Origin of the sequence: Streptacidiphilus monticola (assembly GCF_042658505.1) — a bacterium.
Lineage (GTDB): Bacteria > Actinomycetota > Actinomycetes > Streptomycetales > Streptomycetaceae > Streptacidiphilus > Streptacidiphilus monticola.
The window spans coordinates 1-13,573 of the sequence record NZ_JBHSQJ010000153.1; the positions used below are offsets into that span (position 1 = coordinate 1).

The 13,573-nt window shown below is 72.9% G+C and carries 15 protein-coding genes; 1 reads left to right on the forward strand and 14 read right to left on the reverse strand.

Features of this window, described 5'->3' with window-relative positions; translation table 11 throughout:
- Window positions 1-351: 351 nt before the first annotated feature.
- From ACFP3V_RS29175 to ACFP3V_RS29195, 5 genes are all read right to left on the reverse strand, one after another.
- Window positions 352-1,218, reverse strand: a complete 867-nt coding sequence (locus ACFP3V_RS29175) for a hypothetical protein (protein WP_380589918.1) — start codon at window positions 1,216-1,218, stop codon at window positions 352-354.
- Window positions 1,219-1,294: 76 nt separating this feature from the next.
- Window positions 1,295-2,410: an AAA family ATPase gene (locus tag ACFP3V_RS29180; protein ID WP_380589921.1), complete on the reverse strand. Its 1,116-nt coding sequence runs from the start codon at window positions 2,408-2,410 to the stop codon at window positions 1,295-1,297.
- Between the two features lie 81 nt (window positions 2,411-2,491).
- Complete coding sequence (locus ACFP3V_RS29185) at window positions 2,492-2,908, reverse strand: hypothetical protein (RefSeq protein ID WP_380589924.1); 417 nt, start codon at window positions 2,906-2,908, stop codon at window positions 2,492-2,494.
- Between the two features lie 87 nt (window positions 2,909-2,995).
- Window positions 2,996-3,511: a hypothetical protein gene (locus ACFP3V_RS29190; RefSeq protein ID WP_380589927.1), complete on the reverse strand. Its 516-nt coding sequence runs from the start codon at window positions 3,509-3,511 to the stop codon at window positions 2,996-2,998.
- A 110-nt stretch (window positions 3,512-3,621) separates the two neighbouring features.
- Complete coding sequence (locus tag ACFP3V_RS29195) at window positions 3,622-3,924, reverse strand: hypothetical protein (RefSeq protein ID WP_380589930.1); 303 nt, start codon at window positions 3,922-3,924, stop codon at window positions 3,622-3,624.
- 813 nt (window positions 3,925-4,737) lie between these two features.
- Between ACFP3V_RS29195 and ACFP3V_RS29200 the strand changes: the two genes are divergently transcribed.
- Window positions 4,738-5,229, forward strand: a complete 492-nt coding sequence (locus ACFP3V_RS29200; protein ID WP_380589933.1) for an SMI1/KNR4 family protein — start codon at window positions 4,738-4,740, stop codon at window positions 5,227-5,229.
- 63 nt (window positions 5,230-5,292) lie between these two features.
- Here the strand turns inward: ACFP3V_RS29200 and ACFP3V_RS29205 are convergent, their stop codons facing one another.
- From ACFP3V_RS29205 to ACFP3V_RS29245, 9 genes are all read right to left on the reverse strand, one after another.
- Window positions 5,293-7,995 carry a BTAD domain-containing putative transcriptional regulator gene (locus tag ACFP3V_RS29205; protein ID WP_380589936.1) on the reverse strand — a complete coding sequence of 901 codons (2,703 nt, stop codon included), beginning with the start codon at window positions 7,993-7,995 and terminating at the stop codon, window positions 5,293-5,295.
- Window positions 7,992-8,429, reverse strand: a complete 438-nt coding sequence (locus ACFP3V_RS29210) for a TadE/TadG family type IV pilus assembly protein (RefSeq protein WP_380589939.1) — start codon at window positions 8,427-8,429, stop codon at window positions 7,992-7,994. The genes ACFP3V_RS29205 and ACFP3V_RS29210 overlap by 4 nt, the downstream gene beginning before the upstream one ends.
- Window positions 8,426-8,884 carry a TadE family protein gene (locus ACFP3V_RS29215; protein WP_380589942.1) on the reverse strand — a complete coding sequence of 153 codons (459 nt, stop codon included), beginning with the start codon at window positions 8,882-8,884 and terminating at the stop codon, window positions 8,426-8,428. The genes ACFP3V_RS29210 and ACFP3V_RS29215 overlap by 4 nt, the downstream gene beginning before the upstream one ends.
- A 2-nt stretch (window positions 8,885-8,886) precedes the next feature.
- Entirely contained in the window at window positions 8,887-9,339 is a 453-nt protein-coding gene (locus ACFP3V_RS29220) for a TadE/TadG family type IV pilus assembly protein (RefSeq protein ID WP_380589945.1), read from the reverse strand.
- Window positions 9,311-9,520 carry a hypothetical protein gene (locus tag ACFP3V_RS29225; RefSeq protein WP_380589947.1) on the reverse strand — a complete coding sequence of 70 codons (210 nt, stop codon included), beginning with the start codon at window positions 9,518-9,520 and terminating at the stop codon, window positions 9,311-9,313. The genes ACFP3V_RS29220 and ACFP3V_RS29225 overlap by 29 nt, the downstream gene beginning before the upstream one ends.
- A 30-nt stretch (window positions 9,521-9,550) precedes the next feature.
- Entirely contained in the window at window positions 9,551-10,465 is a 915-nt protein-coding gene (locus tag ACFP3V_RS29230) for a type II secretion system F family protein (RefSeq protein WP_380589950.1), read from the reverse strand.
- Complete coding sequence (locus ACFP3V_RS29235; RefSeq protein ID WP_380589953.1) at window positions 10,462-11,154, reverse strand: type II secretion system F family protein; 693 nt, start codon at window positions 11,152-11,154, stop codon at window positions 10,462-10,464. Before ACFP3V_RS29235 ends, ACFP3V_RS29230 begins: the two co-directional genes overlap by 4 nt.
- 224 nt (window positions 11,155-11,378) lie before the next feature.
- Window positions 11,379-12,725 carry a CpaF family protein gene (locus tag ACFP3V_RS29240; RefSeq protein ID WP_380589955.1) on the reverse strand — a complete coding sequence of 449 codons (1,347 nt, stop codon included), beginning with the start codon at window positions 12,723-12,725 and terminating at the stop codon, window positions 11,379-11,381.
- On the reverse strand, window positions 12,722-13,573 hold the full coding sequence (locus ACFP3V_RS29245; RefSeq protein ID WP_380589958.1) for a CpaE/TadZ family protein: 852 nt from the start codon (window positions 13,571-13,573) through the stop codon (window positions 12,722-12,724). The genes ACFP3V_RS29240 and ACFP3V_RS29245 overlap by 4 nt, the downstream gene beginning before the upstream one ends.

Here is a 13,573-nt window from a genome sequence, read left to right on the forward strand (position 1 = left end):
ACCCGTACGGGGCTGAGCACGAAAACGCGTACGCCGACATCCGGGTGGTGTCGCGCTGGTGGTACGGGTTTCGGTGCGTTCGCGGTGGGCGGCTTGCCGGAGGGCGCGGGCGAGTTGGCTGGCGGCGCGGTGCTCGGCGGGGGTGGGCGGGCGGTGGCCAGTGACGGGGTTCTTGGGGCGTTTGCCGGTGCCGGGCTTGTAGGGCTGGGAGTTGGGGTTGAACACGGCGCAGGCGGTGGCCTGGTTGCGTTGCCGTGCGGCGGCTTCCTGGCTGCGGGTGGTGGCGCGGGTGCGGGCGGTGTCGGCGGCCTGCTGGTGGGTGGCCTGGTCGGCTTGGTCGTGGGCGGCGACTTACCGGGTGATGCCCGCGATGGCGGTGGGGAGGGCATCGGATCGGCGCTGCGCGGTGGGGTCGGGGTTGGGTGGGGGCTGGTGGGGGTCGTGGGCGAGGGCCTGGCACCAGGCGCGGGCGTGGGCCTCCATCGCCGCCGCGTCGGTGTCGCCGGTTGCGTGGGCGGCCTGCCAGATGGTCTGCAGGGTGGCCAGCAGGCCTGGGCCGAGGATCTGTTCGGCGAGGTCGTGCAGGGCTTGGGTTTCGTCGGGTTCGAGGATGCCGGTGTCGCGGCGGGCGAGGATGAGGGCGGCGGCCTGGGCGGTGGTCCAGCGGTCGGTCGGCGGGCGGGTGCCGAGGTTGTTGAGGATGAGGTGGCGGATCGCGGCGCGCAGCCAGCGGCGGTCGGCGGGGCGGCGCTGCAGGTGGTGGTGTTCTGCGCGGGATTCCTCCAGCCATTCGGATGCCTCGGCCAGGGTGGTGCCGTGCAGGTGGGCGGGCAGCGTCCAGTCGGAGTGAGCGGCGTGGGCGGCTTCGTGGGTGAAGGCTCCCCAGGCGACGGGGTAGCGGTCTTCGTCTCCGTGCCGGTCGGGGTGGAGGGTGGCGGGTGGGTGGGGCTTGAAGAGGTTGGTGGCGATCTCGAGTTCGGCTAGGTTGGGGAAGAAGGCGGCGGGTGCTCCGGAGCGGGTGCGGTGTGCGCAGGTGACGAGGATGTCGTCGCTTTCGGCCAGCGGGTGGAGGCGGGTGGCCAGTGCTGCGGCGACGCGCAGCCATTCGGCGTCCGCGTGGTGGCGGCGGGCCTGGGGGTCGGGTTCGGGGCCGCCGTCGTCGGCCCAGCGGGCCAGGTCGGCCGCCTCGTTGCTGGGGGTGGTGTGGTGGTGGCGCATCGTCAACTCCCTTGCAGGGGCCTGGTGGTGGGGCGGGCGCGCGGTCGTGGGTGGCGCACCTGGTCGCGCGGTGGGGTCAGAGTTGGCGGCCGAGGGCGAGGGGGGTGATGGGGCGGCCGACGGCTTTGGTGACGATTTCGGCGACGAGGTCGCGGTCTTCCAGGGGTGCAATGCCGACGAGGTTGGCGAAGGCGGTGTCGGGGCCGAGGAGGTCGGCGACTTTCTGGAAGGCGATCAGTTCGCGGAGTTGGGGTGCCCAGCCGAGGTCGCCGGTGAGGTGGCGGGCGGCGAGGTGGCGGGCGATGCGGACGGCGCGGGGGTCGATCTTGAGGGCGGCGGCGAGGTCGTAGTCGGAGCCGACTTGGATCTGGACGCTGAAGCGGGAGGCGAGGGCTTCGGTGAGGATCGCGCCGTGGACGCCGGGGTTGTGTCCGGCGATGACGTAGAAGCCGTCCTTGGCGGTGATGGTCTCGCCGGTGTGGGCTTTGACCTGGATCTGACGGCGACCGTCCATGGCGGGGTACAGGGCGGCGAGGACTTTCGGGGAGATGAGGGTGGCGTCGTCGATCAGCAGGGCGCGGCCTTCGGTCATGGCGGTGACCAACGGCCCGTACTGGAAGCGGTAACCGCCTGCGGGGTCCTGGGTGTATTCGCCGATGAGATCGGCGACGGTGGTATCGCCGTCTCCGGCGAGGGTGATCAGGTCGTCGAACGCGGCCTCGATCAGGGAGGTCTTGCCGGTGCCCGGTGGCCCGTAGAGGAGGACCGGCACGCCGCCTGCCCGCAGGGTGCGCAGGACTTCGACGTCGGGGAGTCCGGCGAGTGTCCTGGGGTGGTAGCGCTGGCCGTTGGGGCGCAGCACCGGGCCGGTGTGGAGCTTCGCGGGCGCGGGTGCAGGCGGGGCTGGTGTCGTCTTGGCTACCGGTGGGATGGGGGTGATCGGGGTGGCGGCCTGTGCGGGCAGGGGGACGGCGTTGGGGGTGGCTTGGTAGCGGCGGGGGTTGGTGGAGGCGAGTTCGGCCTCGCCTCGGGTGACCAGGGATTGGCAGGCGTTGCCGACGGCGCCGCCGGAGTGGCCGAGGCGTTTGGCGATCTCGGTGACGGTGAGGGCGGTGAGGGCAATCGAGGCCAGGAGGCGGGCGACGTCGGCGCGGAGCTGGCCGGCGGGGGTGCGGACGGTGGGCTGCGGCACGGCAGGGCTTCTCCCTCAAGGCGGTCGGGCCGGGTGGGTGGTGCCGCCCGCGGTTGGGCGGCACCGGTTCCAGGTCGGGGGTCAGTTGGTGCCCGGCGCGGGGTCAGGGGTGGTGAGTTGGGTCCAGGTGTCGAGGTGGCGGCGCAGGGTGTCGGTGCCGAGGTCGATGCTGTGAACGAGGAGGTCGATCTCGGCGCCGAGGGCGGCGAGCGGGGTGGTGGCGCGGGCGGGGGTGAGGCGTCCGCCTGCGCGCAGGGTGGTCACGCTGTCGGCGAGGGTGCGCAGTTTGCGGGCGAGGGTGGCGGCGTCGGTGTCGAGCTGGGCGGCGCTGTCGCGGATCGCGAAGGCGACCTGGATGCGGGCGGCGCGGTCGCCGCCGGTCAGCAGTTCCGGGTGGCCGTGGTCGGCGAGGTGCCGGTGGACCAGGTGGGCGCCGGGGCACAGGACCGGGTCGGGGGTGGTGGCTGCGGTGGTGTCGGGTGTGGGGATGCGGGTCATGGCGTGGTTCTCCAATCGGCTGATGGGGGGTGGGTGGTTGGGGGTGCCGCCCGTCCGTGTGGGGGCGGCACCTGTGTGGTGGTGGGGTTAGCGGGCGGTGCATCCGGCGTGGCCGCAGCCGCAGGGGCGGGTGCAGGCGCAAGGGCAGGGGGAGGCGCTTCGGCGGGGGCGGGGCGGCGCGGTGAGGAGCGTGCGGTCGGTGCGCCGCTGGGCGGAGGTGGGCGTGGGCCGGGCGGTCGTGGTGCGGGGGCGGGGCTGGTCATGGTGGGCGGCGTCGCGCAGGAGGCGGATCACGGTGGTGATGGGGGCGGTGGCGACTTCGTCGAGGAGGGCGGGCAGGCGGGGGTCGGTGGAGCCGATCAGGGGGCGGCCGGAGGTGGCCAGGAGGCGGACGGCGGCCTCGCGGGCCAGCCACTCGGCGGTGACGGGGTCGGGGGTGCGGCCGGTGGCGGCGTGGTGGACGATGCGGACCGCGAGAGTGAGCAGGTTGTGCAGTTCGGCTCCGTCGGGGGCGTATTCGGGGTCGTGGTCGAGGAGGTCGGCCAGTCCGTCGAGGGCGGAGCGGACCAGGATGTCCTGGATGAAGGGCTCGGATGCGTTCACGGCTCAAGTTCCTTTTCTGTGGTTGGTTTTGGGGTGGCGAGGGGCGCTGCGGGGTGCGCGCCCCTGGGCGCGTGGCGCGTGCTTTGGGCGTTGTGCCGCTCGGTGGCGTGTCAGTTGCGCGCGGGACAGCCTGCGTCGGGCAGGTCGGGCAGGAGGGTGACCCGGCGGTGGGCGCCCAGGACGCTGGTGAGGGTGGCGCCGTCGGGCAGGTCGAGGGTGATCAGGGACCAGGCGCGTCCGAGGGTGGTGCCGTTCTCGACCTTGCGGATCCGGCCGGTGAGGGTGATCTGGTCTCCCTCGCGGCCGCGTCCGGCTGCCGCCATCAGGTCGGTGCACATCGTGGTGAAGCGGATGCGCCGGCCGGCGTGGCGCGGCCGCAGTTCGACGGCATTGATGGTCTGGGAATTCTCCATGCATTCCTCCGGTAATTCGCATTTTTGGGCAGGACTCCGCCTGGGCGGAGTTCTTCTGGGGGTTTGATGCGCCGGGCCTTTCTGCTGTTTCCGGTTTTCCCGGGCACATTTCAAAGGTAGCTCGACCTTCGCCGACAAGTCGAGCCGGAATAGGGCTGGGAAATGCTGGAATTCTCGCGATTTCACGACGCCTTGTGTCGTGGAATTCCCAGGCGGCGACGGGAAGCGTCGCCTCTGGCGGCGGTCGCGACCGAATCACTGGAGTGCAGGTCAGCGGCCTGCACGCCCCGGTGGGTGCCCACTCCCCCCGTCCGGCCGCTCGCACGCCCATTCCCGCATCCCGGGCGGCGACGGCGGCCCTGGCGGGGCGGCGCGCCCCCGGCTCCGGCCCCAACGGCCTGCCTGCGCAGGGCGGGTGAGGGACACGCAGGTACTGGAGGGCGGGGAGGTGAGATCGGGGAGAGGGAGGAGACCGGGGGGAGCGGCAGAGGAGGCTGGGCGGCCGGGTCGTGGGCGCGAGTGACCGGGTGGATGACCTCCCGGTAGTACGGTCTGGCTCTCCCGGACCTCCCCAATACGGCGGTGAGCTGCTCATTTATCGCGGCGGGGCCCGTCGCATCTCTAGCGCGACGGAGTGGTGGACGGGGAAGGACGGACACCCCAGAGGGGACGGGGTGCGGGACATGCGCCGTGCGGTTGGAAGGTCACGCGAGTCGCAACCGCCAGCTCCTCCTTCCACCCTCGCGTTCGACCAAGGCTCAGCCCCAGCCCCGCGGATGCCCGCCAGTCAGATCGATCTGGTAGCTCTCTCGTATGACCGATGACGAGATCACCGCGCTGATTCGTCGCAAGAGAGCAGGAAAGCTCCAGGCGCCTGCGCGCGCGGAGGCCGTGGCCGAGGTGGAAGCCGTCGTGGGGCACCGCATGCCGGCCCTGCTGCGCCGCCTCTACCTGGACGTTTCGGATGGGGGCTTCGACCCGTACAACGCGGCTCTCTCGTTGGACGATCACGACTTCCTCCACAGCGACGCCGGGCGTCTCGTGGACGAGTACCTGCAGTGGCGCGCCCACATACCTGGCTATCCCAGCCATGTGGTCCCTCTCCTGTCCCTCGGCTGTGCGATGTGGGCCCATGTCGACTGGAGCACCCCCGAGGGCAGGATCTGGCGGTGGGATCCAGGGCCATGCGAGCGCCATTCGCTCTTTCGCGACACGGTGTCCCTCAGCGAGCAGCTGACCGAGTGGTACGCCGGTGTTGACCGGCGCCCCCGAAACCCGCCATGCGGACCGGACTGCCTCAGCTGAGGACCAGCCCGGCTCCCGCTCACTTCGAACGTGCGGGCCGGGAAATCGATTTTGCTGGCTGCGTTACCTGGTCGCGGCTGCAGGGGTGGAGGGGTCCAGGAGTCTGCGGAATGCCTGGAGCACCGGTGGGCTGGGGGTCGCGTCGATGTCGGCGAGGTGGTGGCGCAGGTTGTCTTCGGCGCGGCGGACGGCGTCCAGGCGTCCGAGCTTGGCCAGGAGGCGGGCGTGGCGCAGGTGGAGGTGTTCGTTGTAGGGGTCGAGGCGGATGGCGTGGGCGAGGTGGAGGAGGGTTTCCTCGTCCGGGAGGGCGGGCTGGTTGGTGAGGGTGTCGAGGCAGTCGAGGAGGCGTTGGCGCAGGTCCTCGCGGTGGATCTCGATCCATTCCGTGCTGTTGCCGTCCAGGAGGGGGCCGGTGTGCAGGGAGGCTGCGCGGCGGCAGGCCGCGAGCCTGGTTGCCTGGTCGGGTGCGTCGTGGGCCTGGGTGAGGGCGGTGCGCAGGTCGGCGAGGTCGGTGCTGATGAGCTGCTGGTTGAGTTTCCAACCGGTGCCGGTCGAGAGGAAGGCGGCGGGTGGATGGGTGGTGCCGAGTTCGTCGCGCAGGATGTCGCGGGCGTAGGTCTTGGTGTTGTTGAAGGTGGCGCCGGCTCGTTTGGGGTCGGTGAGCCTCGGCCACAGGGCGGTGGTGATGGCGTCCTTGGTGGCGCCGTGGTCGTGGACGGCGAGGTAGGCGAGGAGTTCGCCGACGTTGCCGGTCATGCCGCGGGCCACTGTGCGGCCGCGCACGGACATGGAGCTGGGGCCGAGGAGGGTCAGGCGCACCGGGGCCGTCGGCACTGCGCTCACCACCGGGTTGCGCGAAGGTTGAGGCAACGGCAGGGCTGAGTCGCCTGGAGAAGTGTTTTCCTCTTCTTCGGCAACCCGAGTGGGGGCGGGTTTCGGCGGTTCGGCGGGGGCATGCGTATCCGGGCAGGGTGCTGGTGTCTCGAATACCGCCGGAGCAGGCTGCGTGGTTTCCCCGTCTTCCCCGTCGGTGCTCAGAAAGGGGTCTTCTTCGGCGCTTTCCTGGGCTTCCGGGTTTTCGTCGTCGGCGTCGCGCCGGGCGTGCAGAAGCTGGAGGAGCGTGTGCGCGGTGTGGACGGGGAGGTGGTGGAAGCGCAGGCGTTCACCCGGGCCTGGAGGGTCGAGGCGGCGTGCGGCGCCGTTGGGGGCGACCTCGTAGGTGACGGTGGCTGTCGCGCCGGGGCCGTAGCGGACCACTGTGGCCGACGGGTTGAGGTCGGGGAGCCGGTGCATCCGGTGTTGCTGACGGTTTGTCAACAGCTGTCCGGTGAGGAGGATCTGGTCCCGCTGGGTGTCGTGGGGTTCGCTGGAGGGCTTTTCGATCGCTTTGCCTTCGAGGAGGTCGAGTGCCTCGTCGAGGCTGGCCGTGATGGTGAGCCCGGCGTTGGCGACGGTGGTGGTGTCGCCTGTGAGCGCGGCCAAGTCCTCTTGCGCCGCGAGGACTTGAAGAGCGCTTGACCCACTGTTTGCGAGGGCGTTGACGAGGAGGGCACGCACGGCGGCCTCGGCGCCTTCCCCGACAAGGGCGATGCAGCGGTCGGTGGTGGCGTGCAGCAGGTCGGTGAGGGTGGCCGTGGTTCCGTCGCGCACGGCGATTGCGGGGCCGTCGACCGGGGAGGGGTGGCCGTGCTCGTCGAGGTGTTCGCGGGCGATGCGGCGCATCGCGGTGACGAGGCGGGTGCCCTCGGGGCCGGCGGGCTGCGGAGCGGTCAGGGGCCGTGGGGCGGTGGGCCGGTACGGGCGGCGACGGCGCTGGCGCAGCAGGTGGGTCGCGGCGGCGCTGAGGGCGAGGACGGTGCCGATGTCGATGAAACCGCTGCTGCCGGGGAGCTCGATGCCTCCCCGAGTCCCGGTGGTCGCGCTGGCCGGGGCCGGGGTCGGGTGGCTGGGGTGGCCGCCTGCGTGTGGGCTGCTGGTCGGCTGGGGTGTCGGTGGGGTGGTGGTGCCGGTCGGTGCGGGGGCGGGGTGGGTGCGCGGGGACGGGCCCGGGGCGGGGAGTGGCGTCGGGGCCGTTGCTTGGTGGCTGGGGAGGAGGAGTTGCCAGCCGGGGTAGATCCGGTCGGGGTCGCTCAAGTGGCCGCCGTCCGGCTGGGGCCGGCCGTGGTTGAGGTGGTAGATCTCGGGCCAGCGCAGCGGGTCTCCGAGGTGGCGTCGGGCGAGGTCCCACAGTGTGTCGCCGTGGCGGACCGTGCACACGGGTCGCGCTGCAGTCCTTTGCGGCGCGGATGGGTTCGGGGTGAGCGGGGCGGTGACGGCGGCTGCGGCGCGCCCGGTGGAGGGGTGGTCGGCGCGGGTGGTGAGGGCGGCGGCGGGGGTGCTGGCGCGGAGGGCGGTGATGATGCCGATGGCGATGGCGGCGACCAGGACGGCGGCGACGCCGCGCCGGGTCAGGCCGGTCAGCGGGGTGCTGCTCCGGAGGAGGGCGGGCAGGCGGCGGGCCCACCACCAGGTCTCGGCCAGGGTGTGGGCGAGCAGGACGGCCCAGGTGATCCAGCCGGCGAGGACCAGGAGTTCGAGCAGGAGCGGTAGCGCGGCCGGGGCCTGCAGCTGCGCCCACACCTGGCCCAGGGTGGGCGGGTGGTCGGGCAGGGCCCACCTGCCGTAGCGGACGAGGGTCCAGGGCAGGCCGGCGAGCAGGCCGGCGAGGAGTAGTGCGGAGCCGGCGGCCCGGGCGCCAGCGGTGAAGGGGTGTGGCGCCGTGTTCATGGGGTGGTCCTGGCGGCGTGGGCGGTGGCCTGTCCGTGCACGTGGAGGGTGGTGACGCCGACCAGGGTGAGCAGGGTGGTGTGGACGGTGCCGGTCACGGCGACGGTGACCTGTTCGTTCGTGGCGGTAGCGGTCCCGGTGGCGCCCTCTCCGGCGAGGTAGGCGGTGGCGGTGTGCTGGGCCTGGGCGGGTTGGAGGACGACGGTCCCGTCGGTGCGCAGGCGGGCGAGGTCGATGTCCTGGGCGCCGGCGCGTGCGGCGTCCTCGGCCTGTCCTTGTGCCTGGACGTCCGCGGTCAGCGCGCGGCCGGCGTCGACGACGAGTCCGGTGACCGCGAGCAGCGCGAACAGGACGGTGACGGTGAACGCGGTCACCGTCCCCTCGTCACGCCGCAGCCGGTGGGCTCGTGTCGGGCGGCGGTGGGCTCTGGTCATGGGGTGGCGCCTTCGTCGAGGGCACGGTGCAGGTCCAGCGGTGAGCGTGCGGTCGCGGTGCTGGTGTGGGCGCCGGGCAGCGGGACGCCGAGATCGCTCAGTTTTGTGGTGCACGAGACTGCCACGGTGACGCTGCCTCCGCGCTGGAAGTCGCTGGTGTTGGTGGTCACGTGGAGGCGGGTGCAGCTTTGGTGGGCGGCGGTCAGAGCGGCGTCCGCGGCGGTGGTGGCGGCCTGGCGTGCGGCACCGGGGCTGCGGGTGAGGGAGGCGGCGCGGGCGGCCTGCTGGGCGGCGTCGGCGGTGTCCAGGTGGGTGGAAACCATCCGGGCGAGGGCGACGGTGATCAGCAGGATGAGCATGAGCAGCGGGGTGATCAGCACGAGTTCGACCGCCGCCGACCCTCGATCGCCGCCCTGCGGCAGCCGTGGGCGGCGGTGTGGTTGTGGTGGGGTCATGGTCATCGGCCTTCGGTGTCGGGGGTGAGGCGTTCGACCGGACCCGCGGTGTGGGCGGTGACGTGCAGGTGGACGAAGGGGATGACCTCGGCGGCGGTGCCGGTGACGGTCACGCTGGCCTGCGTGGCGGTGCGGGTGACGGTGATGCTGGGTTGCAGGAGGGTCCGGCCGGCGAACCGGTTCAGCCCCTGCTGCCCGGTGGTGTATCCGGCGCGGGCGGTGGACTGGTAGGCGCGGGTGACGGCCAGCGCGCGGACCGCAACCGCCTGGGCGATGTGCTGGGCGTGGGCGGCCACCGCGAACTGCACGATCCCCAGCAGCAGGAGCATCAGCAGGGGTGCGGCGACGACGAGTTCGACCGTGGCCGACCCGCGCTCCCTGCCCCGGCCGAACCGCTGGGAACGGCGGGGCTGGGGGTGTTGGGGGTCAGGGGCCGAGGTTGATGCTGTTGGCACGGGCGACGACCTTGTTGACGATGATGCCGACCACGGTGACGGCGGCGATGACGAGTAGTGCGATGACGACGACGGTCTCGGTGGTGTAGCCGGCGTCCGCGCCGTCGCGGGTGAGCCGGTCCCGCAGCCGGAGCCAGTGGTGGCGTAGGGCGGTCAGGGCCGCGCTCAGGTGGGGATCCAACGGTGGTTCTCCTTGGGGGTGTTGAGGGTGCTACAGGCCGCTGAGGGCGTTGGCGCAGGCCGGGTAGCCGACGAACAGGAGGAAGGCGGCGAAGAGCAGGACGACGGGCAGGCTCATGCGCTCGGTGGCTGAGGAGGCGCGCGCCTCGCTGTCGGCGAGGAGGGTGGTGCGCAGGGAGTCGGCCTTGGCGGTCAGGGACGCGGTGATCCGGGCGCCCTCGCTTCCGGCCAGGTGGACGGAGGCCGCCAGGCCTTGCAGGTCGCGGACGTCCCAGCGCTCGCCGAGGCGTGCGAGCGGGCCCCACGGCGGTTGCCGGGTGATCTCCGCCTCCGTCAAGGCGGCCCGCAGTTCGTCGAAGCAGCGTCCGTGGCCGGCTTGGGCTGCTTGGGCGAGGGCCTGCTGGATGCCGGCGCCGCCGTGCAGGGCGATGACGGTCATGTCGAGGAAGAGGGAGAGGGCATGCCTCGCCTCCTCGCGCAGCTCGCGGGCGCGTTGACGTGCCGTCAGGTCGGGCAGGAAGAACCCGGCCGCGGCCAGCAGGACGGAGGCGGCGGTCGGCAGCGCCCACGGCGGGGCGGTGCCGATCACGGTCAGGGCGATGGCGGCGAGCTGGGGGGCCAGCAGCCCGAGGAGGGCGGTGGCGGCCTTCTCGGCGAGGAACCGGTCCGCGGGGATGCCGAGAGTGCGCAGATCCGTCGCGAGCCTGCGCCCGGGTAGGCCGGTCGCGGCCAGCAGCGGCGCGAGCGGGCGCCCGATCCCGCCGACCCAGCCGCCTTCCTCACCGGCCGCGTCAGTCGGCAGGGTAGGGGCTGGCCGTGAGGTCGTGGGGAGGGTGTGGGCGGCGGCGATGCGTTCGGCCAGGGTGGCGCGGCGGGTGCGCAGGCCGTCGGCCAGCGCCCACAGGGCAACGCCGAACCCTCCGCCGAGGACAAGGTCCCAGATCATCGCGCCCTCCCGATCGGAGCTGTGTCCGGTTCGCCGGTGGGGGCGAGGAGCCGGGGCGGGTTCTTGAAGGCAGCGATGCGACCCATCCACGCCAGCGCCGCGGTGGCAATGGCGAACACCGCGGCCAGGACCAGCTGCCCGGTCCCAGTCGCGTACGGGCGCAGGTAGGCGTGGTTGAGCAGCATGAGCCCCACCGCGAGGGTGAGGGCGACCGTGACGGTGACCCGGACGGACGTGCGGGCGCGGGCCCGGTTGGCCACGGTGCGGGTGCGCATCGTGGCGTGGGCGCGGACCTGCGCGGCGAGCGCGGTCAGCATGTCCGCGAGCCGCCCGGACGGCTGCTCCCCGGCCCCAGCCAGCGCGGCGACCAGCAGATCGGCCAGGGGCTCGCCCAGCTCGTGTCCGAAGGTGCGGATCGCGACCGGAAGCCGCTCGCCCTCCCCCAGCCGCTGCGCCAAGGCGGTCACCTGGGGGCGGATCTCGACGGGGGCGAGCGGCGCGGTCGCCTGGACCGCCTGCTGCAGGCCCGCGGCAGCGGACAGGGTGTCGCGCAACTGCTCCGTCCACGCGGCCACAGCCTCGATCCGGGCGATCTCCGCCCGCTCCCGGGTCACCCGACCCAGCACGTCGGGCAGCATCCAGGCGGCGAACGCTGCCACCGGCACGGTCACCGGCCACCCGGTCACCACCCACGCGACCACCCCCGCAGCGGTGGAAGCGAGCGCCCGGCGTCCCGGCCGGGCAGGGCGATGCCGCTGCCACCACCGCTCGAAGCGAACACGCCACGCAGGCAGCGCAGTTGACGCACTCTCTCCGGCGCCGGGATCGCGGCGTCCATACAAGGCGTGGGCCAGGGCCCAGCAGGACAGGCCGAAGCCGGCCCCGCACAGACCAGGCCATCCGATGAGGCCATTCACGCGACCTCCTCCTTCCACGGCACGGTCGCCGGGCCGAAGTCGCGGTCAGCCTGGTCGAACGCCTCCTGCGCCCGCCCACTGAGCGGGCACGCGAACACGGCACGCCGGTCGGGACCGGGCCGATAGATCTCGTTCGAGGTGATCTGCCGCCCGTCCGCACCGATCACCTCGCGGATCGAGGAAACGCACCGCACGCCGCTGGTGTCCCAGGCGAGTTGGACCACGAAGTGCAGCGCCGAGGCGACCAGCATGTTCGTCGCCTCCAGCGACAACCGCTCCGGGCTCTGCGCCGCGTAGGCGGCGAGCTTCGTGAACACGCCGGCGGAGCTGCTGGAGTGGATCGTGGACAAGCTGCCGTCGTTGCCGATCGTCATCGCGTTGAGCATCGGCACGATCTCGCTGCCGCGGACCTCGCCGACCAGCAGCCGGTCCGGGCGCATCCTCAGCGCCCACCGCACCAGCTCGGCCTGGGTGATCTCCCCCACGCCCTCCAGGTTCGGCTCCCGCGCTTGCAGCGCGACGACGTTGTCGTGGATGCCGTCCTCGTGCAGGCCCAGCTCGTAGGTGTCCTCGATCGTGATCAGCCGCTCCTCCGGCGGGATCGCCGAGGCGACCGCGCGTAGCAGCGTTGTCTTCCCATTCCCGGTGCCGCCCGCGATGACCACGTTCTGCCGCGCCAGCGCCGCCAGCCGCAAGAACCCCTCCACCTCACGGTCGAACATGCCCCGCGCGCGCAGCTGCGGCAGAGTCACCGTCTTGAACCGGTGCTTGCGAATCGACACGCTCGGGCGCTGGGAGACCGCCATCACCGCCAGCAGCCGCGACCCATCCGGTAGTTGCAGGTTCAGGCGGGGGACGGCGCGGTCGAAGCGGCGCTCCTCCGCGCCGCCCGCGGTCGCGGCCAGCTGGCGCAGCATCTCCACCAGCTCCTCGTCCGATGAGGCGATCGGCCCCACCCGCTCCCGGCGGCCGCCTGCAAAGCGGGCGAACACCCGGTCGCAGCCGATCGCGTCCAGGTCCTCCAACTCCGGGTCCGCCAACCAGCGCTGGAGACCGCCCATGCCAAACAGTGCGTCCTCCACCAGGCGGATCACCCGCTCCTCGACCGCCCGGTCCGGGACGGGCAGGCCGGCGTTCAGGCGCTGGGCCAGGTCGGCCTGCAGCTCCTCCCCCAGCATCCGCTGGCCCGCCGAGCGGCGCTCCGGCTCCGGCCACGGGCCAAGCCCCTGCCGTTGCCGGTCCCGCGCCAATGCCACCAGCCGTTCCGACACCCGACCGCGCAGCCGCTCCACCAGCTGCCCGACCTCGTCCAGCGCAGCCACCGCATCCGACCGGTCGTTCACTCGTTGCCTCCTGCGTCCACGGGCGTCCAGTCCCCGGCGCGGCGGATCACGTCCACCAGCGGTGCCCGCCTGGCCCGCGCCACCGCCCGCTCCGGGACCGCCGGTACCGCGGGGGCGGGCAGCAACGCGGCAAGCTGGTCCCCGAACTCCTTCACGCCGCCGAGGAACGGGTACGCGGGCTCACCTCGGCGCCGCCGAGGTTCCCGGTCGCCGCGCAGCGACGCGGCGCTGCGCTCGTCGTGGGCGAGCAGGGCCACGCACGGCACCTCGAGGGCGGCGGCGATCTCCGCCTGCCCGTAGCCGGTCGTCCCCACCACCGCCACGGCCACCGGCCGGCCCGAGGGCAGCCGCGTCGCGACCTCCCGCGTCCGGGTGAGCGCAGCCGTCGACCCGCGCGAGACCAGCAGCACCAGGTCCGCCGCCTCCAGCACCTCCCGGTACAGCAGCTGCTCCCCCGCCCCCGTCGGTAGCAGCCGCCCGAGGTCGGCCAGCACCGTGACGTCATCGAACTCCGCCTCCCGCCACAGCGGTTCCAGCAGCTCCAGCGACGCCGCCGCGCGGTCGGCACCCGTCGGGGCAGTCACCACCGTCGCCCCCTCCGGCATCCGGTAAGCGCACGCGCGCAGCACCCGTGACTCCAGGTCGGTGCGGCGCGCGGCGGCGGCCAACTGCACCAGCCCCGGCTCCGCGCCCAGTTCGAAGTTCAGCTGCACGTCCCCGCCCCGCGGGTCCGCCTCCACCAGCACCGGCCGGCTCCCGTCCGGCAGCTGCCACGCCGCCGCCAACGCCAGGCACAGCGTGGACACCCCCGCCCCGCCCTTCGCCGACCCCACCGCGATCAGCGCCAT

Bases quoted from the DNA above. Each gene is read 5' to 3' on its own strand.
- ACFP3V_RS29175 (WP_380589918.1), bottom strand. From the start codon at position 1,218: ATGCGCCACCACCACACCACCCCCAGCAACGAGGCGGCCGACCTGGCC.
- ACFP3V_RS29185 (WP_380589924.1), bottom strand. From the start codon at position 2,908: ATGACCCGCATCCCCACACCCGACACCACCGCAGCCACCACCCCCGAC.
- ACFP3V_RS29195 (WP_380589930.1), bottom strand. From the start codon at position 3,924: ATGGAGAATTCCCAGACCATCAATGCCGTCGAACTGCGGCCGCGCCAC.
- ACFP3V_RS29200 (WP_380589933.1), top strand. From the start codon at position 4,738: ATGACCGATGACGAGATCACCGCGCTGATTCGTCGCAAGAGAGCAGGA.
- ACFP3V_RS29205 (WP_380589936.1), bottom strand. From the start codon at position 7,995: ATGAACACGGCGCCACACCCCTTCACCGCTGGCGCCCGGGCCGCCGGC.
- ACFP3V_RS29210 (WP_380589939.1), bottom strand. From the start codon at position 8,429: ATGACCAGAGCCCACCGCCGCCCGACACGAGCCCACCGGCTGCGGCGT.
- ACFP3V_RS29215 (WP_380589942.1), bottom strand. From the start codon at position 8,884: ATGACCCCACCACAACCACACCGCCGCCCACGGCTGCCGCAGGGCGGC.
- ACFP3V_RS29230 (WP_380589950.1), bottom strand. From the start codon at position 10,465: ATGATCTGGGACCTTGTCCTCGGCGGAGGGTTCGGCGTTGCCCTGTGG.
- ACFP3V_RS29245 (WP_380589958.1), bottom strand. From the start codon at position 13,573: ATGGCGCTGATCGCGGTGGGGTCGGCGAAGGGCGGGGCGGGGGTGTCC.